General features: G+C 60.3%; 16 protein-coding genes and 1 riboswitch. Of the genes, 1 reads left to right on the top strand and 15 read right to left on the bottom strand.

Annotated features, from left to right (window positions below; translation table 11 throughout):
- Window positions 1–241: 241 nt before the first annotated feature.
- Together E4634_RS17360 and E4634_RS17355 are read right to left on the bottom strand one after the other, a co-directional pair.
- A complete protein-coding gene (locus tag E4634_RS17360; RefSeq protein ID WP_135445922.1) occupies window positions 242–1,084 on the bottom strand; it encodes a glycosyltransferase family 2 protein in 843 nt (280 codons plus the stop codon).
- Between the two features lie 121 nt (window positions 1,085–1,205).
- Window positions 1,206–3,134, bottom strand: coding sequence for a WecB/TagA/CpsF family glycosyltransferase (locus tag E4634_RS17355; RefSeq protein ID WP_135445921.1), 1,929 nt, complete (start codon window positions 3,132–3,134; stop codon window positions 1,206–1,208).
- 489 nt (window positions 3,135–3,623) lie between these two features.
- On the opposite strand from E4634_RS17355, the gene E4634_RS17350 reads away from it, so the two are divergent.
- A complete protein-coding gene (locus E4634_RS17350) occupies window positions 3,624–4,913 on the top strand; it encodes a right-handed parallel beta-helix repeat-containing protein (RefSeq protein ID WP_167854961.1) in 1,290 nt (429 codons plus the stop codon).
- A 124-nt stretch (window positions 4,914–5,037) separates the two neighbouring features.
- On the opposite strand, the gene E4634_RS17345 is transcribed toward E4634_RS17350, so the two are convergent.
- From E4634_RS17345 to E4634_RS17280, 13 genes are all read right to left on the bottom strand, one after another.
- Window positions 5,038–5,943: a hypothetical protein gene (locus tag E4634_RS17345; protein WP_135445919.1), complete on the bottom strand. Its 906-nt coding sequence runs from the start codon at window positions 5,941–5,943 to the stop codon at window positions 5,038–5,040.
- Window positions 5,944–6,171: 228 nt separating this feature from the next.
- Window positions 6,172–7,098, bottom strand: a complete 927-nt coding sequence (locus tag E4634_RS17340; protein WP_135445918.1) for an ExeA family protein — start codon at window positions 7,096–7,098, stop codon at window positions 6,172–6,174.
- 21 nt (window positions 7,099–7,119) lie between these two features.
- Window positions 7,120–7,917, bottom strand: a complete 798-nt coding sequence (locus E4634_RS17335; RefSeq protein WP_135445917.1) for a CpsD/CapB family tyrosine-protein kinase — start codon at window positions 7,915–7,917, stop codon at window positions 7,120–7,122.
- Between the two features lie 16 nt (window positions 7,918–7,933).
- Complete coding sequence (locus E4634_RS17330; protein WP_135445916.1) at window positions 7,934–9,715, bottom strand: GumC family protein; 1,782 nt, start codon at window positions 9,713–9,715, stop codon at window positions 7,934–7,936.
- 140 nt (window positions 9,716–9,855) lie between these two features.
- Entirely contained in the window at window positions 9,856–11,136 is a 1,281-nt protein-coding gene (locus E4634_RS17325; RefSeq protein ID WP_135445915.1) for a hypothetical protein, read from the bottom strand.
- A complete protein-coding gene (locus E4634_RS17320; RefSeq protein ID WP_135445914.1) occupies window positions 11,123–11,683 on the bottom strand; it encodes a polysaccharide biosynthesis/export family protein in 561 nt (186 codons plus the stop codon). Before E4634_RS17320 ends, E4634_RS17325 begins: the two co-directional genes overlap by 14 nt.
- A gap of 49 nt (window positions 11,684–11,732) precedes the next feature.
- The gene (locus E4634_RS17315) at window positions 11,733–12,200 is read right to left on the bottom strand and encodes an FKBP-type peptidyl-prolyl cis-trans isomerase (protein WP_167854960.1); all 468 of its coding nucleotides are present in this window, start codon (window positions 12,198–12,200) and stop codon (window positions 11,733–11,735) included.
- 200 nt (window positions 12,201–12,400) lie between these two features.
- A complete protein-coding gene (locus tag E4634_RS17310) occupies window positions 12,401–13,414 on the bottom strand; it encodes a class I SAM-dependent methyltransferase (RefSeq protein ID WP_135445912.1) in 1,014 nt (337 codons plus the stop codon).
- Complete coding sequence (locus tag E4634_RS17305; RefSeq protein ID WP_135445911.1) at window positions 13,401–14,915, bottom strand: tetratricopeptide repeat-containing sulfotransferase family protein; 1,515 nt, start codon at window positions 14,913–14,915, stop codon at window positions 13,401–13,403. Before E4634_RS17305 ends, E4634_RS17310 begins: the two co-directional genes overlap by 14 nt.
- Window positions 14,916–15,211: 296 nt before the next feature.
- Complete coding sequence (locus tag E4634_RS22150; protein WP_206046928.1) at window positions 15,212–15,754, bottom strand: VPLPA-CTERM sorting domain-containing protein; 543 nt, start codon at window positions 15,752–15,754, stop codon at window positions 15,212–15,214.
- Window positions 15,755–15,782: 28 nt separating this feature from the next.
- A riboswitch (cyclic di-GMP riboswitch) is annotated at window positions 15,783–15,878 on the bottom strand.
- Window positions 15,879–16,188: 310 nt separating this feature from the next.
- The gene (gene prsR / locus E4634_RS17290; protein WP_135445910.1) at window positions 16,189–17,541 is read right to left on the bottom strand and encodes a PEP-CTERM-box response regulator transcription factor; all 1,353 of its coding nucleotides are present in this window, start codon (window positions 17,539–17,541) and stop codon (window positions 16,189–16,191) included.
- A complete protein-coding gene (gene prsK / locus E4634_RS17285; RefSeq protein ID WP_135445909.1) occupies window positions 17,531–19,645 on the bottom strand; it encodes an XrtA/PEP-CTERM system histidine kinase PrsK in 2,115 nt (704 codons plus the stop codon). The genes prsR and prsK overlap by 11 nt, the downstream gene beginning before the upstream one ends.
- Before the next feature lie 64 nt (window positions 19,646–19,709).
- A complete protein-coding gene (locus E4634_RS17280; protein ID WP_135445908.1) occupies window positions 19,710–19,982 on the bottom strand; it encodes a hypothetical protein in 273 nt (90 codons plus the stop codon).
- Between the last annotated feature and the right edge of the window lie 63 nt (window positions 19,983–20,045).

Genomic DNA, 20,045 nt, shown 5'->3' with positions numbered 1-20,045 from the left:
GCTGGACCCACTTCGCGGGAGGGATAACAGCAGAACGGGCCGAGTACCTGGCGCGTGGTGGCGGGCTACTACACCCGAGAGCCCTGGTATCTGTGTCCACCAGGCATAGCGGGTCGTGTAGGCCGATCTTCGTAGGCGTTCACCGAGCGTACTTGAATTAGCCACGCGCGCTTACCCCAGGTGTTGCTGACATCCCAAAAATTGTCCCGAAACGTGAAATTCACAATGCAGGTGGTTCATCTCATTCACTGCCAGGCGAGGTAATCCAATACAGGGTCCGGGTAACCGCAACCGTCACTCCACTGAGGAATCGGGACATCTTGCTAGGCGCGGTTACTCGCCTGACACTCGCGAGTTGCGCCTGCAAAAACCAGTTGTCGCGTCGCGAGAGCAACGCACGGTGTTTGGAAATATATTTACGAATTCCGTTTTCCCGCCGAATGGTCTTGTCGGTCAGCTGCTCGCTTTCGTGTATGCGGTTGATGACCAGGTATTTCTCAACGACGACATAGCTCAGACCGGCTGCGAGAGCCCGCACCAGCAAATCCTTGTCATTGGAAACGGGCAGCTCCGGATCAAAACCGCCGAGCGCGTTAAACGCCTCGGTTTTCATCAGGAAGTTGGAGCCGACGAACCCGGGGTTACGGGCCACCACGTTTTGCGCTGAAAGGCCCTCGCGCATTCTGGTCATTGTAAACTCTGCATCATCCGCCTTGTTCCAGGCCACGGCAAAGTCTGCTCCGGCATTCGTTAACGCTGCGGTAGTACTCGAGAGAAATTCGGGATGCCACAAATCGTCATCGTCGAGAAACGCAATCAATGGCGTTGTAACACAAGTAGCGCCGGAATTACGCGAAGCGCCCGCGGTACCAGCCAGGGGGCCTGAAGAATCTACGTATTGAACGACCTGACTGGTTCGAGCAGAGAACGCATTGACCGCATCTCGCGTTGCACTGGCCCCACGATCATCGCTCACGATCACCTTCACGGGAGGGAGAGTCTGCGAGAAGACAGACTCCAGCGCCTCGACCAGTTGCCGATCACGATCATGGGTCGGGATGACGACACTGACCTCATCAGCCATACCGCAAAGTGCTCCTATCCTGTAGTACTACCCACACATCGCTGATCCGCAAGCGGGCCACGGTTCGCGTTCATCGCAAGGCTGAAGAAGACTGCATTCCCCGGGCAGGCTGGACACTGCGTCAATCTGTGCGACCGGCCCCGCGCAACGACCTGAATACAACACCGAGGAACCGGGGCCCCCGCACCAGGTACCGGTGCACAAGCCGTCTGGGCTCCTGGACCAGTCGAAATACCCACTCCATCCCGATGCGCTGTACAAAAGCCGGAGCGCGGCGCTTTGTTCCCGCCACGAAATCGACGGCTGCTCCAGCACCGATATAGACAGCGGGCGGCAGTTCCTCGCGCCAGAAATCGGCCCATACATCCTGTTTCGGGGAACCCAGACACACGAACACCAGGCTGGGTTCCAGCTCCGAAATTCTGGAGATTACCGATCTCGCACGAGGATCGCTTATGTCATCAAGCATGGGAAAATCGACCGCGTGCGCATCGGTTCCGAAGCGCACCTGCATCTGTCGCACCGCCTCGTCAGCGACACCTGGCGCCCCACCCGTAACCACAATCCGCCAACCCAGGTCCGGGGCCCACTTCGCGGCATCGACAAGCAAGTCGGCGCCGGTAAGCCGATGTAAATCCCTGGCACCCAGCGTCCTGCCCAGCCATGCGAGCGGGGAACCGTCTGTTATGCGCAGGCTTGCAGCCTGGTAGGCAGCCGCCAATGCCGGATTCTCGGGTAGCAGGAGAAGTTGGTCCACGTTCGGGGTGATTACAGTATGCACCTGCCTGGATGCGATCAGGTCGGCAAGCTTGTTCCGGAGAGCCTCTCGCCCTCCCTGGAATAGCGGCGCGCCACAAAGTTGGGCACGTCCATCATCATCGACGCGCATGATTGGCTGCAGGGCTGGCTCGCTTTTGGTGCCGGGTTCAGCGAATCGGGGTTCCAGAATCCTGGCGACCACCTTGGGCGCGGGATACTCGTCGACACTCGCGCGTACAGCGCTCCGGTCAAACATGGCACACTGGATAATTGCACGCGCCATTTCCTCGGGGTCACGACCGCATACCTGCCCTGTTTCACCAACCCTGATCACACCACCAGTGTCTGAACCCTGGGTGACGACGGCCGGCAATCCAGCCGACATCGCCTCCAGGAGGACTCGGGGGAAGCCCTCATAGCCAGGGTGGGAGGTCATGAGGAAAGCCCCGGCCTGGGACATTTCGGCTGCGACCTCCGCCGGCGCCAGGCGACCGAGGAGTTCAATGCGTGAAGCGACGGTTGGGTCGAGTCTCCGCACGGCGTCCTGCACTTCTGGCAGCAGGGTTCCCGCGCCGACAATCCGCAGACTCCAGGGCGTGTCTGGCTCTAGCTCAGCCAATTTAGCCAATACATCCACCGCAAGATGCGGGTCCTTGGGTTCTTCCACCCGACCCACCCAGAGCACGCGATGAGGGTACGCGGCTACCGGGCGGAAGGCCTCGAGTGAAGGCTCGAACCAGGTGGGGGAGAACCGCGCGGTGGGACTTATCCTGGCCGCAGTCTCGGCGAAATCGGGGTTGAACACCGTGGTCGACTGGGCTCGGCGTATCAGCCAGTTTTCAATCCAGGCGTGGACACCGGCAGCGTTGCGCCAAAATGAGTCTGACTTCCCATGCGTCAGGCCGGTCTCCTGGGTATGGACCATATAGGCAAGGGGCCGGCGCAGTAGCAACGACGAGGCCGCAGCGACGTCTGCACGGTGCGCCTGCAGTACGGAGAAATCGGGTAATCTGGCCTGGTAGCGGAGCAGGCCCATGGCGAGCCTCAAGGAGTGCGGCACTCGCCGATTCTGGTCACCTGCGTCGAGCCGGGTGACGGGCAAAAACCAGGCAGAACGCCCGCCCAACTCGTACCTCTCCCAGACACCAAGCTCCCGTTCGGGCAGGTCAGCCCCCGAATCTACCCCGACCACCGCGAAGGTCACGCCCTCAGGCGCATGGGATATAAGCCCTCTGATACAGGTGTCGATTCCACCGGGGGCAGGTCGCGCCAAATCGATCTGGTGGACCACCAGGCGCTCCACACGGGGGGGTATCACTCTGCCTCGTTCAGCGACCCGGGTGCGGCCATCCAAAGTTTCTCCGCTGCATCGGTATCTGCTATCAGAACTCTGCAATCCTTTATCTCCCAACCCACCGCTCTATACAACCAGAGCCGGAGAGCAATCAGTATAGGACAGATCAATGACTACCTGTAAGCCGGTTTCGTACCCGAAACCGGAACAAGTGCCTCTATTTTTGGCTCGAAGCTTGCCTTCTTCTTCCCAAAAATGACCCGGTGGCTGATGGGTGTTTACTCGCAGGCGATCGCACGGCACAGCGTGAGTCATCAATCCTTAATTGCGTCCCCAGAGGCGCATGGCGCACTCTTATTCGAGTCTCTGGAATGACACCATTCCTTCGAACTCAGCCCCGTATGCGATACTACGCGTGACCACCAAGCCACAGCATTCCATGCGCCTCTTAATATGCAACTCATGTGCCACCCCCCGGTAAAACGCTTGGCAGCACTCGGCGTCCTGCTGCTGGCCGCCGGATGGCAGCAAGTTTCTACAGCTGGCGAGAAGCCGGGCATCCGCGCAACCTGCACAGACGCCGATCCGCGCACCCTGCTGGCGCAACTGGGAGCCACTTCCAGTTGCATTGAGTCAGGCGCGGCACTGAATCCTGCAGCGATTTTTGGTATTTCCCCAGACAACATCACGCAGGGACATCGCGTACAGCAACGCTGGAACGGGAAGGATCAGGTCGTCATTTCGGATATGAGCGCCAAAATCCTCTGGAACAGAGCCGCCGCAAAATACAAAACTACGCTCTTCCACATTCGGCGGGCAAAAGTTGTAGTCATCGAAAACCTGAATATTGAAACCGGCGACAGCGACTCTCGCATGTACGACACGATTCACATTGAGAACGCCAATCGTGTCATCGTGAGAAATTCGCGCTTCGCGGGAAGCGTACGGCACTACCACCTCAGGTTCGACAATGTCCGTGAGTTGATCCTGGAAAATGTCGAGATCGCCGGCGTCGAATACGAAGGCCTCCCAGGGTTCCGGGGCGGCGGAGGAATCTATTTCAGGAGCAAGCCTGTAAAAAAATCGGACATGGCTAGATACACCGCTCCGGCCTGGGTGGAAATTTCAGGGTGCCGAATTCACGACTACACCGCCGGCGAAGCGCACAGGAACCATGACGGGATCAACCTGGATTCACCCGGTGACGCACTCATCCACAATTGCGAGATCCGCAACTGGGGCCGGGACGGAGAGATTGCGGATGCCGCTATCGATGTCAGCTACAGACTGCCCAAGGTTCCGGGCGACCACCAAATCACCGTCACCGGGAATCGTATTGAGAATGCCAGCTTCGTGAAGACCCCGGGATTTGGCCCCTTCACCAACACCATACTCTGGGAGGCAAATACGTTTATCGACACGCAAGTCGCCGATTACCACGGCGGCTACAGTACCGTTTATCGTTCCAATCACTTTCTTTTGCTCAGCAGGGACAAGTTCTATCGCATGTGGAAGCAAAAGACGGCGGGGAGAACCATCTTCGAGGGCAATACAATCTGCTCGACAAAAAGATTGGGCATGGTCTATTTCATGAATGACACGGGGGTTGCGTCAAAGGCTGAGCTGCTATCGACACGGGAAAACAGCTACTACATGCAACCGCCAGGGAGATGGCTTGGGGGAGATCGCGCGCAGATCGCCGACTGGAATATGTGGCTGGCGGCCGGCTACGATCGCGGAAGCACGCTCGCGGAGCCCGACCTGTGCCCGCCATGAGGACTCTCCGGACACTGCAGACAAGCGTGCTGCTGAGAATTCAACGGTTACCTTGAGGAACCCGAACGGGCGGCCGGCGCGATACCTCGGAGCAGTATCAACTTCCGGCCGCATCCAGACTGATTTACCAGACCACCTTGTGTTCCACGATCTTCAGGTACGGCACGATGCTCTGCAGCTCCTCCACACTCGCCCTGACCATGTCCTTCGACACGTCCGGGTCAGAGTAAAGGATAAACTTGTTGGTACCACCCGCGCTTACGATATACCCGCCATATTCCTGCAGGGCCTTCACAATCAGGATCGACAGCGGCTGGGACACCAGGGATGAGGGCCGAATACTCGGATCAATGGTTACCAGGGACCCCATCGGAATGTCGCCTTTGTAGGTATCGGCGCTGTGCTTGTCCTCGCTGGAAGCCGGGTAGACGTATCCCTGCTTGAGCAATTCCTTACTCACTGCTATCGCAAGCGCATGGTTGACCCGGCCACGACGAACCTCCCAGTTCCGGATCAAACCCGCGGTAGCGGAGCCGCCGTATGCACGGGCGCCAAGAATCTGCCCACGCTTGGCACCGACGCCGCTCCCTGAAGCATCCACGATCTTGCACAGCTTGGCCCGATCCGGCAGTTCGAATTTGTAAAACTCATAGATCACGCCCTCGCGCGGGACCATGATGCTCATATGCCCATCCGTGCCCTCGGCCGGCTCGGCATCGGCAGGAAACGGCAGGCTGACGTAATGGTCCTGCGCGTAGCAGTAGATCTTGCGGACCGAATCACCCCTCTTCGCCCGATAGAAGGGCACCGACCAGGTGTCACTGTTGATGGCCACTCCAATGTTATCCGTAGCAAACATCGAGTTGCGCGACAGCTCCGAGCTGTTAAACCCGTAGGCCGCCAATGGTTTGTTCCACGGTGAGTCGACCGAAAACGGCTGCCGAAAATTTCCCTTATCTTCATACGCACTCGCCGGCAAAGCCAGCATACAAGATATTACTGAAAGTAATATCACGCCGATATTTTTCACTGAAACACCCTTCCAATACATTGCTGTCGTTAGGGCTATTGAAATAGGTGGGCACCGAGAACACAATAAAAAATCGAGTTTTATCGCCAAAAATGGCAATTTATCGGAAAAAACTGGCAAATATTTTAGAATGGTACGGATAACAATTAAATTCTGGCGATACCCAGATATTCATTATAGTTATTTTGCAGAAACTTTAAGACGAACGCCCGCGATGGGCGATATTGTCTACCCTGCTGTCTGGGAAGGCATCCTTCGAACCAGCCGGGAAAGGTCGATACCGGTGGACTGCAAGACATATTCAAGTGCATGCGTCATTTCCGGGGTATCCGGAGTTGCGCTATGCACGGCCCCCAACCGCCTGCCGGAAGCGGCGGCTACGACCGCGTCGACCTGCAATTGTGTCAGGCCCTTGGAAAATCCGTACAGCAGGGCGTAATCGCACAGCGTGTTAATCAACCTGGGGACACCCGCGCCGAGATAGTAGATGGCATACATGGCGGGCCGGTCGAAAATATCATGGTCGGCGCCCGCGACCCGTAAGCGGTGGCGAATATACTCGACGACATCTTCTGCATTGAGAGCCCCGAGGTGGAATTCAACCATGACACGCTGCGCCAGTTGCATGAGTTCAGGGCTCTCAAGCTTTCTCAGTAATTCGGGCTGCCCGACCAGAAAAATCTTCAGCAACTCATCACCACCGGAATTGATGTTGTTCAGAAGGCGCACCTGTTCCAGTGACTTCGCGCTTAGATTCTGGGCCTCGTCCACAATCAGTACGGTGGATTTTCCTTTGGCGTAGTTGTTGATCAGAAAATCCTGCAGGCGTCTTTTTATCGTGATCTTGTCCCCGGTATGATCCAGCCCGAACGACATGGCCACCCACTGGTGCAGTGCTTCCGCAGTATCCTCGTCGGTATCCGCCAACAGACCCACAACCAGGTCATCCTGGTCATGCTGGTCCAGTAAATGGCGGAGCAAGGTGGTCTTTCCGGAGCCCACCTCTCCGGTGACCACGGTAATGCCCGGCTGGTCCCGCAACCCATAAACCAACATGTGATATGCCAGGCTATGCTGCGAGGACAAATAGAGAAACGCGGGGTCAGGATTGAGACTGAATGGCCGAACAGTCAGCCCATAGTGTTCAAGGTACATCTTGCCTATCCGCCGAAACGCCTAGTCCGCTTTATTGAATACGGTCCCAATGAGGTTCACCCCTTGCAATAGCTGTGAGCAACGCTCTATGTCGCCGGGCGTCGTAACCCCGTTTTCCACGACGAACAAGGTGGCATCCACATACGGCGTAAACACCAGCGCGTCGTCATCCCTAAGCAGCGGGGGCAGGTCGAAAACCAGTATGCGGTCCTGGTATCTGCCGACGACTTCTTCCAGAGTGGCTTTCATACGCGGGGAAGACAGGATCTCCGAGGTAGCACCGGCAACCGGCAGCGCAGGCAGAATCGTCAACCGCTCCAGGCCGGGGTTGACCAGGATGTCCTGGAGTTCGACTTTCTCCAGCAGGTAATCAACAAAGCCGAGTTCAGCCGTAAGCCCAAAGGTATCCAGAACATTGGGGCCTTTGAAATCCAGATCGACGAGCAATACAGTCTGGTTCGCTTCCTTTGCAAGCGCCACCGCCAGGTTGGCCGCCGTCAGGGTTTTTCCCGCGTTGGCGTGCGCGCTGGTGATCGCCAGAGTGCGCCATCCATGCACACGCATCTTCTGCAGCACCTGGGTACGCAGGTGGCGATAAGGCTGCGCCCTTTCGTCGTCCTCGAATGCGGCCACGACACGATTGGCGAGCAGGACCTCGGCATTCAGTGGCGCTTTGCGGGTCTGGCTGTACTGAACACCTTCGGTACCAGCCTCCCCTCCCGCATCGCTTGCCCTGCCGGGGCTCGCCTTGGCGGTCTTTCCAGTGAGCGTTTCACGCTCCTGGCGAGCTTTCTCAATTGCGTCCTTTACGAATTCCATCTAGACGGCCCTCATCTCAACTAACTCCTACGCCGCCCAGCGTGGAATACCACAAGACATCCAACGGCTGAATAAAGAAGTGGATAACCAAAAGTAAAATCACCAATGCCGCCAGCGCAATCCCTCCCAGCATTAATAATTTCTTGTTGGGTTCACGCGCACGCTGCTCGACTGGAGTCTGGATGTAGGGAATGGAAACCAGTGGCGCTTCGCCCATCAGGTCACCCAGCCGCCGCGCACTGCGCACACTGCCATCCAGGGCTTCCAGCAACAAACCGACACCAAGCGCCAGGATGACCGCCAGCGTGAATCCAGCAAGAAATATCGCCTTGCGGTTGGGACTGGAAGGCGCGCTGGGCAGTACCGGCGGCTCCAACAGAGTGAATCGCTGGCCTTTGCGGCCGGCCTCGAGCTCGCCAGCCAGTTCCGCATCCTTCAGTTTCGCTTTGAGATCAAGATACTTGGAGCTGGCTACTTCGAGATTGCGTCGCAGGTTCTGGTACTCGCGTTCGACCGCCGGGGCCTCAGCCATCACCACCCTCAGCCGCTCGATATCTTTCCTCAACTGCTCCGCATTGGCAGCGAGCGCCCGCTTTTCAATCTGCAGGTCCTGCAACTGGTTGTCCAACATCAGATAGGTGGGGTTGTCGGGCTCCGGGGCAGACGTGTCCGCGCCAGTCTCGGCCAATTGACCTTCCAGCTGGTCCACAATCTGCTGCATTGCCTGCACTTCAGGGTAATCATCCGAATATTTGGACTGCAGGGCAGACAGCTCGTCTTTACGCGCGGCGAGCATACGCTGCAATTCCTGCTTGTCCGCACCGCCACCAAAACGGGCGAGTAGTGTATCGATCTCGCGCTTGAGCCTGATGACATCCGGATGATTCTCCGAGTAGCGCGCTGACACCCGGCTGTATTCCGACTGCAAAGCCTTGAGCCGGTCTACATCGCCGAGCACTCGCTCACCTGTCGGCAGCACAACTGGCGCATATTTACTGGTGGTTGAGAGCTGGGTTTTCAGGTCCAGTTCTCGCATCGACAACTCCTGGAGTCGCGTTTCCACGGCGTTCAGCTGTGATTGGTAGCGAGCGGAATTCTGCAGGTTCAACAGCGCGTTATCGGGAAGCGCCCCCTGGTGCTCGCCTTTGAATTGTGCAATCTGGCCTTCGATTTCGTGCACTTCCTCATTCGCCTTCCTGGCTTCCTCGCGCATGAACTCAGCTGTGGAAGAGGTCAACTCCTGCCTCGTTCGCAAGTTCTCGTTCAGGAACAGGTTGGTCAGCTCGTTCGTCACAACCATCGAATGCTGTGCCGTTTCTGCGGAGTAAGACAGCCGAAATGCAATAGTTGCCTGCATCGGCCTGCCACTCCTGGGGTCCAGAACCGCCGCGTTCTGCAGGTCAAGATCCACGGAATCTATGAAGTTACGGGCCATCTTCGCTCGCGGGATGGTCGCCATTTCCTCTTTCGTATAGAGGTTGTACTTTTCGATAATCCTGGAGATGTTCTGCAGAGTCAGCACGCGCGCGCGTATCGTCTCAATCTGCTGGGTCGCGTAGCTATTAATGGTTGAGCGAACCATGTCCGTGGGAATTTCCTGCTCCTCGATGAGGATCGTGGAGGACGCGGTAAAGGTGGGCGGCCACAGAAGCGCAAGCGCGAGAGCCAGCACCAACATCGCCCCGCCGAAGATGACCATCGGCTTCCAACGACGCTTCATCCCGGCGATGTACTCTTGCAGGCTGGGCCCGGACTCCAGGGCTGCTGCCTCCACCCCCGCTTCATTCAATGCTGACATGTTACGTTACCTGTTAATTCAACTTCGCAAGCGGATCACAACGCGTCGCACGCGAGCTGTGACCGCGAAAACAAGCGATCTCCGATGTCACGCCGCCCATCCGGCCCGGACACAACCACATCCAGAATCCCGAAGGCCATTCAAAGGATTTCCTTGGGCAACCGGTAGGAAACACTCGCCAGGAACAGATTGCCCTCGCCCGACCCATTCGCAGAATTCTCGTAGTCCTGCAAACGATACCGGTACTTGGCACTGACCCACCATTCCTCGGCGAACTGGTACGCGAACCGGACCCCGGCCTCGGCATAATCGCGTTCCGTCTCGGTACCGCCCCTGGCGCGTGTATCCTTGGAGACGCCATACCGGGCATCAAAATCCAGGCGCATGCGCTCCAGTGGCTTCCAGAAATATTTGAGTCGCGCCTGGGTATCTTCCCGCAGCCTTCCGTTGCCGCTCGGCACATACTCGGATATCAGTTGTGCGGAAATTCCGGTGCGCTCCTGCGTATAGCTTGCGCGTAGATTGCCGGTCAGACCGGTGCTCTCCTGGTCATCGTACTCGACAAAAATCAGTTCGAAAGTCTCCGGGTCGATAATGAAAAAACCGCCATCCACTTCGGTCTCAACCCGTGTCGATCCTATCAGGCCCGTGAAATTCAGGTTTTCCGAGTATTCCCAGACTGCACCAGCCTGTACTCCGTAGGCCGTTGAGGTGACCTTGTCGACTCGCGAGCTCTCGTAGTAGCTGAAGGTGGGCACCACCTGTAAGCTGACGCGCTCTGTCAGGCCATAAGCCCAGGACGATACCAGCGACTGGTAGTCGTAATCTGAATATCGCTCGCTATCGAACTCTACATCCTGCCATTCGTAAGTCAGGGACAGATTCTGCCGTTCCGTCATCTGCCAGCGCCAACTCGGCCGCAAGGTCACGCTCTCCCTGCGGGATGCTCCCTCGACCGTGGCGAGATCGCCGAGACCGGTGTCCGTAAACTGCGTATTCAACGTGCTGTCACGTGAGTACTCGCCATACAAGGCGTACTTCTGGCGCTCGGCCGAATAAGTCAGCGTGCCGGACAGTGCCTGGTTGTCGCTATCAAAATCTGAAGGGTCTGGCTCCTGTAATCCGGGCGACAGCTTCTTGGTATCGACACTGTCAAACTTTTCGGAATTGAGCCTCAGGGTTCCCTCCGCGGCGAAACGCGGAGTTGCATATCGCATATCGACAGAGCCGCTCGCTGTCCATCCCGAGAGTGCAATCTGGTTGATTGGCGACACCCGAACGTTGTCATTGTATTCATAGTTCAGGCTGGCACCTGCTTTGACAGACGTCTCAGCCGCACTCGCAACGTTCGATACCATCACTACCAGGAGGGCACTGGCAATTTGCCAGTGCGGGCAGCGCTCCGTCTTAAGGTACGACAACGACGTCACCACTGCGCAGCAAAATGTTGGACTTCAGGTCTTCGCCATTTTTCACCGCACCATAGTCAAATTCGAGGGAGACCTGGTTGCCATCGCTGCCGCGGCGCAGTATCTGGATATCTCCCTCGTCGGCAAAGGAGTTCAGCCCGCCCGCCCAGGCCAATGCCTGGGTCACATCCACAGGCGTGCTCACCGTGAATGCCCCCGGGCGGTTCACCTTGCCCAACACGTAAACGATGTTGCCCTGCAGGTCCACCAGCGACACCGTGATCACCGGGGCATCGTTCAGGTACTTGCCCAGCGCCTTGCCCAGCGCAGTGGTCACCTCGGCCGGGGTCTTGCCGCCCGCCTGCACCTCACCGGCCAGCGGCAGGCTGATAAAACCGTCCGGGCGCACCCGCACCTGGCGCGTCAGGTCTTCCTCGTTCCAGACATACACTTCGAGGATATCGCCGGGGTTGATCTTGTAGTTGCCTGCAGTCTGGGCTTGCGCCGCCAGGCTCAGCAGTGCCAGCGCGGCGACGACGAGTGTTCGCAAGGTCTTCATCGTTGTCCTTTCCTGTGTGGTTACTCGGGTTGCGGTTTTGGCCGGCACATCAGCCGGCGGCGGACCGTCCCACGGCAGCGAGCTCCTCCTCGGAGGCCTCGCGCACTTCAATTACTTTGCCCTGGAAACGCAGCGTCCTGCCCGCGAGCGGATGGTTGGCGTCGAGGGTGACCTTGTCTTCGGTGACCTGGGTGATAACGGCGGTAAGCTGCGGGCCGCCGGACGAACTGACCTGCATGCCGGGCTGCAAGTCCACGCCTTCGGGAAACTGGCTGCGGGAGACTTCCTGCACGGCCGCGGGGTTGTGCTCGCCATAGGCATCCTGCGGTGCAATGGTGACATCGAATACATCGCCGATGGATTTTCCATCGAGTGCCGACTGGAGAAGCGGCAGCACGCCGGGCGTACCATGGATGTAAACCAGCGGGGCATCCTCGCCGGAACTGTCGAGCAGGCCGTGCGCCTGGTCGGAGACCTCGTATTCCAGAAGGACCACACGCCCATCCGCCACCTTCACAAACTTCACCCCCTCAAATCACGCCCCAATGATTATAGTTCTGTATAGCGCGGGTATGTGATCTGAATAAATCGTCCTGGAATATCGAAAAAGCTTTCGATGACTAGTCTTCGCGGATTCAAACCAGTGTATGCACTATCCTGGGCACAATCAACGCGACCACCCCGCCGGCGACCACCCAACAAGGCCATCAAGCGAAGTTACTGCCGATAAACAGCAATTCCCATGCCAACGTCCCCCAGGCGCGCGTGGCGCACGGGGGCATTGTGGCGCACCGTAAAACCCGCCGCCTCGAACATGCCGACCAGCTGCGCGCACTCCTCGCGGGTCAGCACGCTGGAGTAGAGATCCTCGGCACGTCGCATGGCGGACAGCATCTGCTCCCGGTAGCCGATGATGGCCTCGCGCCGCGCGGCGCGCGTGGCCAGCCGGTTGCTGGTGAACACCGATTGCAGGCAATCCAGGTAGTGCTTGGCCCGCGCGGGGTTGAGCCCGGGTGTCGAACCCAGGAACTGTCCCAGTGCATGGATACTTTGGTTGAGCTGCCCCAGTGCCTGCTGATAGGCGGGGACTGTGCGCAGTTGCTGCGCACCCGCGCGCTTCGGTGTGGCATCGGCGAGCGCGAGGTAGCGATCGAACAGCGCAGCCTGGTTGAGGAAATGATCGTACACACCGTAGGCCCCGCGACTGTGGCGGACAATATCGGAATCCTCGTAGTGGCAGATGAGCGCCACGCGGCTCGCCGGCTTGAGCACCCGCAACAGCTCGAGCACCGCGCGCTCCGGCTGCGCGTACTCGAACCCCCACTGGCTCACGGCCATGTCGACGGACGCGTCGGCCATGGGCAGCGCTTCAATATTGGTATTGCCGATGAACTCGACCATCGGGTAATCGCGCCGCTTCCGGCCCAGGGTCTTGAACGGGTCCGTGCTGGCGAAGTCCACGCCGGTAATGCGCGTGCGCGGCTCGCCGCGGTTGAGAATCTCGTCGGCAATCCAGACCAGGGCGCCGTTGCCGGTGGCGAGATCGACCAGTTGCTCGGGCGCGGGGAGCATGTGTTGCTCCCAGAACGCGCGGATCTCCAGGTCGTAGCTCGCCTCGAAGGCGTCCAGCATCGAGGTCACCGGCGACTGTCGCCAGAAGTGTGCCCACTCCGCGGGCTGCAGGCGCCCCTGCGCCGGGCCCTCGGCCGGTCTGGTATCAGCTGAATTCACACTGCAGCTCCCGTTCAAGAATGGTGATCGCCGGCTGTAACTGCCGGGCAAAGGGTTTCCAGCGCGCCACCGCCGCGCTGTGGACCGGCTGGCGCACCTGCAGCTTGCTCGCCGTCACCACGCTACCGACATGACGGTGGAACTCCAGGCAGGCCTTATCGAAAGGCAGGCCGCAGTCAGCCAGCAGCTTGCGGATAGACTCTTCCGGCCGGGAGGCCAGCGCCTCGTACTCCAGTTCGACGAAGTTATCCGGGAAGCGGGCCTGCCAGAAATCCATGTACTGCTGGAACAACAGGTAGTAGTGAGCCAGGGCTTCCAGGTCGAACAGGTGGGTGAAGCCGCCAGTGAAGAACTGGTGGTAGCAGGAAACAATGGTGTCCAGCGGGTGCCGTCGCAGACGAATCACTTTCGCCCGCGGCCAGGCCAGCAGGATCAGGCCGAGATAGCGGATATTCTCGATGGACTTGTCCACCGGCTGCATACCCGCCGCAGTGCGCAGGCGCTGGTGCCCCATGTAATGCCGTTCCAGCCGGGGCAGTGCCTCGTGTAATTGCCCGGGTTGCCACTGCCACAGAGGCCCTTCGGCCTGGCGTTCACGCAGCACCTGGTTGTACGCCGCCACGAAAGCGAGACTCTCGCCCACCGGGTGCAGCTGCGGGTGTGCACCGAGCACCTGTTCGACGAGCGTGGTACCGGAGCGCGGAGGCGCCAGCACCAGCACGGGGGCGGGCGACTGCGCTTCGTGGCCGGCACAGGCAGCCAGCAACGATGGCGTGAACAGCGCCTCCACCTTCAGGTAGTGCTCGCGCAGACCTCCAAGATAGGGTCCGGCATCGGTGGCCACGCAGCGGTTGGCCAGTTGCAGGTAGTGAAAGTAGCGCGCCGGGTCGTCGGCCTGGCACAGGTAAGCCAGTGCGAAGTACAGGTGTGGAAGCTCGTGCGCAGGCACTTCCCCGCCCCGCTCCATTGCCTCCAGCCGCGGCAGCAGGTCAGCGCGGCGCTGCGCCGGCGCGATTTGGCTGAGCCCGAACATAGCCAGTACATCACCGGGGGTACTTTGCAGGGCCAGATCGAAGTGTTCGGCGGCGCGCGCTGCCTCCCCGGTAGTGATAAAGGTATCGGCCAGTGCCCGCTGCAGGCCTCCAGCTCGCTCGGCGGGGGCGCGCTCCAGGGCACCGCTCAGCAGGGAAAGGGCTCGAGCCGGCTCACCGAGTTCACTGTAAAAGGCAGCGACTTCGATGACCGGGTCGGCGTCGTCCGGGAACATGGCCTGCAGGCGGTAGGCCAGCATCTGCGCCGCCTCGTCCTCGCCTCGGGCGCGCAGGCTGGCCAGCAGGCGGCAGGCCGGGCCAGCGTTTTGCGGGCATTGCTCCATGGCCTGGCTGTAGATGTGTTCAGCCGCACCGTGGTCGCCGCGCTGGGCGGCAGCGGCGGCCAGGCGCATGGCCCGGGCCAGCGGCAGGCGTCGCGGGTTCGCGCCGAAAGCATCGCGAAGCTCCACCGGTGTGTTGTCTGCGCCCGGGGCCCCGCGTCGATGTTTCTTCTTTTTATGGGTTTTTGCCACGCTGCAATTCAGGGGTTTTCACTGAGAGTTTTCGTTATGTGTATTGCGCCTGTTGCATTGGCGCTTTGGTCCAGTGCTCGGCTCTGCCACCATGATTGGGCGGCACGGGGCTGTCAATACACGTTCGGCGCTTGGGGGCTGCAGCGCCGGCCATCCTGGAGCCGCGCAGCCGGCAATAAAAAACCCGTGGCGATTCCATTCGCCACGGGTTTTGAACAACGCTGATGCGTTGGTTACGCAGCTGCCTTGCGGCGGCGAGTAACACCGGTCAGGCCGAGCAGCGCAGAGCCGAACAGCCACACCGCGGCGGGAACCGGCACGGCGCTGACATTGAAGGTCACAGTCTTCAGGGCACCCTGGGCCAGGTCGCTTACGGTGTACTGGATACCAGAGGCATCGAAGCTGTCCAGGTTGAAGCTGTCGTAGGGGTTCGGGTTCATGTCTGCATAGGGGCAGATGTCGAAACCGGAGACCGGCGTACAGGTGTCGTTGTCCTCGACGAAGGTGCCGGCGAACAGGTTGACAGTCTGGGTACCGGTGATGAAGTTCTCTGCGCCCACGGACGGAACGATCGTGGTCACGGAGAAATCCAGGCTCATGATGCCGGTGGCATCATCGAAGGTGCCGCTGACTTCATAGGAGAACGTGCTCTGGGAGATGCCACCGATGGTAGCGTCGCCGGAGCCGGTGCCCTCTACCTGGACGACTGCCGCGGATGCCGAACCCGCGGATGCCGCGAGAATCGCAGCGGATGCAAAAGTCGCAAGTTTATTCATTGAGAGTGCCTCTACTTATTGAACTTCGTAGGGCGGCCCAGCCAACTCGAAACACAACCCCTCCTGGATATCGAGTCCTGTGACTTTCCGTCCCGGGGTCGCCCCCGGTTTGGCCTTTCCTCGCCTAGTAATGGTGCGTACCCGAAGCAGAACTGCACTGGAGGCTTCGATGCTCGCCCCCGGTACTATTCAACTAGTGTGCCAAGCAGCACAGGCCCTTGTTTTAACGCGGTTTTTTGCCTCGAAATTGGTGCCTGATAGCCTGTATGGGCCAGTCGTTCGGCAAATCCCGGGGCGATTGTAAATATTCCTGACTGAAGTACTCGGGCGGCACAGGTGAACCCCCTGCGCAGGCGGCCAGGCGGCATGCCGGGCGGCGCCGGGTGTCAGGTTTTTTTACAGGGAGGAGTGACGCGCAGGCGCGCCACTGTGAATTAACGCAGCTGGTATTTTTCCAACAACTTGTAGAGCGTGGGACGGGTCACCCCCAATACCTGGGCCGCATCGCTGATATTGTGGTCGCACTGCACCAGCGCGCGCCACACCACGCGGCGCTCGGCGTCCTCGCGCACCTGCTTGAGGTTGATGGGCAGCGGTTCGCCCTCTACATCCGCGAGTTCCAGGTCGGCGGCGGCAATCTGGCCATTGTCGGAGATGATCATCGCGCGCTTGATTTTGCTCTCCAGCTCACGCACGTTGCCCGGCCAGGCGTAGGCCTCGATGGCTTCGATGGCATCCTTGCCCAGCACCCGGCGTGGACCGCCCAGTTCCTGGTTGAAGCGCTCGAGGAAGGCCTTGGCCAGCAGTACGGCATCGCCGTCGCGCTCGCGCAGCGGCGGGATGCGGATGCTGATCTCGCTGATGCGGTAGTAGAGGTCCTCGCGGAAGGTCTTGTTCTCGATCATCTGCAGCACGTTCTGGTGGGTGGCGCAGATGATGCGCGTATCCACCGGGATTTCCTTGCGGCCGCCGACGCGCTCGACGACGCGCTCCTGCAGGAAGCGCAGCAGCTTGGCCTGCAGCTCCAGTGGCAGGTCGCCGATCTCGTCGAGGAACAGCGTGCCGCCGTGGGCGCGCTCGATCTTGCCGATGTGCTGGGAGGTCGCACCGGTGAATGCGCCTTTCTCATGGCCGAACAGTTCGGACTCGAGCAGGGTGTCGGGAATCGCGGCGCAGTTGATGGCGACAATGTTCTTGCTGCCGCGCGGGCTGCGCGCGTGGATCGCCTGGGCGATGCGCTCCTTGCCGGTGCCGCTGGCGCCGAGCAGCAGCACGGTGATGTCCACCGGCGCGACGCGCTCGACCATGCGGCACACTTCGAGCATCTGCGGGCTGCTGGCGATCACGCCCTCCAGGGGGGATTCCTTCTGATTCAGCTGCAGGCGCTTGTTCTCCGCCTCCAGCTCATACACCCGGTAGGCGCGCTCGACGATAAGCCCGAGCACTTCGGGGTCGACGGGCTTCTGGTAGAAGTCGTAAGCGCCGAGGCTGATCGCCTCGATGGCGTTGGCGCGGTCGTTGTCTCCGGTGACCACCACGATACGGGTCTCTGGCGCCAGGGAGAGAATTTCACGCAGCGTGGCAAAGCCTTCGGAGACCCCGCCCGGGTCCGGCGGCAGGCCGAGATCGAGCAGGACCACGCCGGGTTGCTCGCGGCGCAGGATGGCGATCGCCTCGTCCCGGTTGCCGGCGAGTGCGACAGCATAATCTTCAAAAGCCCAACGTAACTGATTTTGCAGCCCGCGGTCGTCTTCCACTACCAGCAGGCACTTCCTGTCATCCGCCAACTACGACATCCCCGGGTTTTTCTATTGTTATATGCAAATGCGGCGCACATGGTAGCACCACAGTAAAGCAACTGCCCACCCCCGGGGTGCTGTGTACGTGCATCTCGCCGCCCAGGCTGCGCACGTACTCGCGGCTCTCCACCACGCCGATACCCATGCCGGTGAGCCCCTTGGTGGTATCGAAGGGCGTAAACAATCGGTGCTTGATGAAATACTCGTCCATGCCCTTGCCGGAGTCGCGGATGGAGATCTTCACCCGCCCATCCACCGGCTGCAGGTTGATGCTCACCCTGCCATCCGGCGGCGTCGCCTCCTGGGCGTTCTGGATCAGGTGGCCGAACACCGTCGCCAGTTGCTCGCTGTCGGCCTCCACCTGGTAGTCCGCCCGCGGTGGCGAGAACTCCGGCTGCGGCCGCGTGGCGCTCTTCGAATCGACCACCCGCTGCAGCAGCGGCACCAGTTCCACCGGCTCCTTGGCCTCGCCGCGCACGCCGCTGCGCATCTGTGCCATCAGCCGGGTCATGCGCTGCACCGAGTGCTCGATGGTCTCGAACACGTCGTCCAGGAATTCCGGGTTGTTGCGGTGGCGCGCGGCGTTGGAAACGATCAGCGACTGCTGCGCGAGAATGTTCTTCAGGTCGTGTACCACATAGGCCGAGAGCCGGTTGAAGGCCTCGAACTGGCGCGCCTCGACGAGGTCCGCGTGGGCCTGGAAGCGCGCCAGGTGGGTGGCGGCGGCGCGCCCGGCCACCTTGAGCAGGTCGCGGTCCTCCCAGTTCAGGGCCGGCACGATGTCCGGCTTGAGCAGCAGCAGGATGCCCTGTAGTCGGTCGGTGAACATCAGCGGGACGATGAGCCAGGCGCGCGGCAGGGACTCCAGCGCCTCCGGCAATTCCAGTTCAGCGTAGATCGCGGGGTTGTCGCGCAGCTCGTCGAGATCGATGATCCAGCCGGTGCGCTCCAGCCAGGTGGCCATGGATGAGAAATCTCCCAGCGGGCCGGGGTCGGCCATCTGCCACTGTTCGATCAGCGTGAAATTACGTGCCTCGGTGCGCATCCACAGCAGCGCCGAGGGGCTGCCGCAGATCTTGGTCATCGCCTGGGTGATCGCCCGCGGCGTGGAGCTGGCGCTCTCCGCCAGGGTCTGGGTGAATTCCAGCCATTCGCGCCGGTAGTCGTAGCGGTAACTGAAGAAATGCTTGCTGAGCCAGACCCGCACCAGGTCGCGCACCCGCGCCGAAAGCACCACGGTGAGAAACGCCAGCGCGGCCATGGACAGAAAGGTGATCTGCAGTACGCCGCCCCAGGTGCCGCCCATGACGTTGATCGCGTAGGCGACACAGGCGATGAAGATCAGGTAGACGCCGGCCACCAGCAAGGTGACCGTGTGGAACACCACGTGCCGGGAGACCTGCATTTCCGGGCTGCGGATGCGGCTGCGAATCACCGACAGGCCGATCAGCGGCGCGGTCACCGCGACCACCGCTCCGCGCGCCTGCCACATCACCGGGTTGAGCTGGCGCAGGATCAGCGCCTCGGTGTACATCAGGAAGTCGTAGACGAAGATGAACCCCAGGCCGAGGCACATGTACTTGATGCGCCAGCGCTCGGAGGTCGTGCTGATGCGGTAGACCTGCTCCAGCAGCACCAGCGTGCCCAGGGAAAAGCACAGCCACATGAAGTAGGTGAAGTCGCGCTCGAGGGATTGCGGCAAGCCAAAGGCGCGCAGCGCCCAGTCCAGGGTGAACAGGTGCAATAGCAGCAGCACGACGCCGGCGAAGAACCAGGGCAGCCAGCGCCGGGTGGAAAAGAAGTGGCCGGAGCCGCGCAGCTTCATGCCGTACATGTTGTAGAGCATGAACATCCAGGCGCCGTTGCGCGCCGCTTCCGCGACCTGGTAGAGCTTCACCGGCGGGTAATCCAGCAGCGAGCCGAGTCCGACCACGGCCCCCCAGATCGCCGTCAGCGACACGCACACGGTGGCCGCCAGTGAAATGGCGCGATTGCGCAACAACGCGGACAACCCGATTCCCAACAGGGAATAGGTCACCCAGGTCGAGCCGTAGCTGATCAGGTTGATGTCGATCTCTAACCCCCCCGCCAAACCCGCGAGAGCTTATTATTATAGGGCTTCGCCGGCTCTGGCCGGGGTCGCCGTTTCAGGCTGCTTACGCGGCTTCGCGCTTGCGCCGGTCCGGTAGTTTACGCCGGTCTTCGGGGATTAGCATACCGTCCAGCGACAACGGAAATGATACCGGTCTGCCGCTGCGCCGGTCGCGGGAACTGCGCTCGCGATAGCGGTGCCCGGCGCCGCCATTGAGGCCGAGGCTGGCGCGGTCGCCCTTGTCACCGTCGCCGATATAGGTGCGGTTGGCATCGGCGAGGATATACAGCGCCAGTACCACCGAGGCGAAGCCCATAACGGCGAGGATGATCAACACAGAGTCCATTCTTCTAGGGAGCCCGCAGCATGTAGGGAAGTATTTGGTGACTTCGGTGCTGAA

Source organism: Mangrovimicrobium sediminis, assembly GCF_004745945.1.
Taxonomy (GTDB): domain Bacteria; phylum Pseudomonadota; class Gammaproteobacteria; order Pseudomonadales; family Halieaceae; genus Mangrovimicrobium; species Mangrovimicrobium sediminis.
This window is presented reverse-complemented; position numbering and strand designations above follow the sequence as displayed.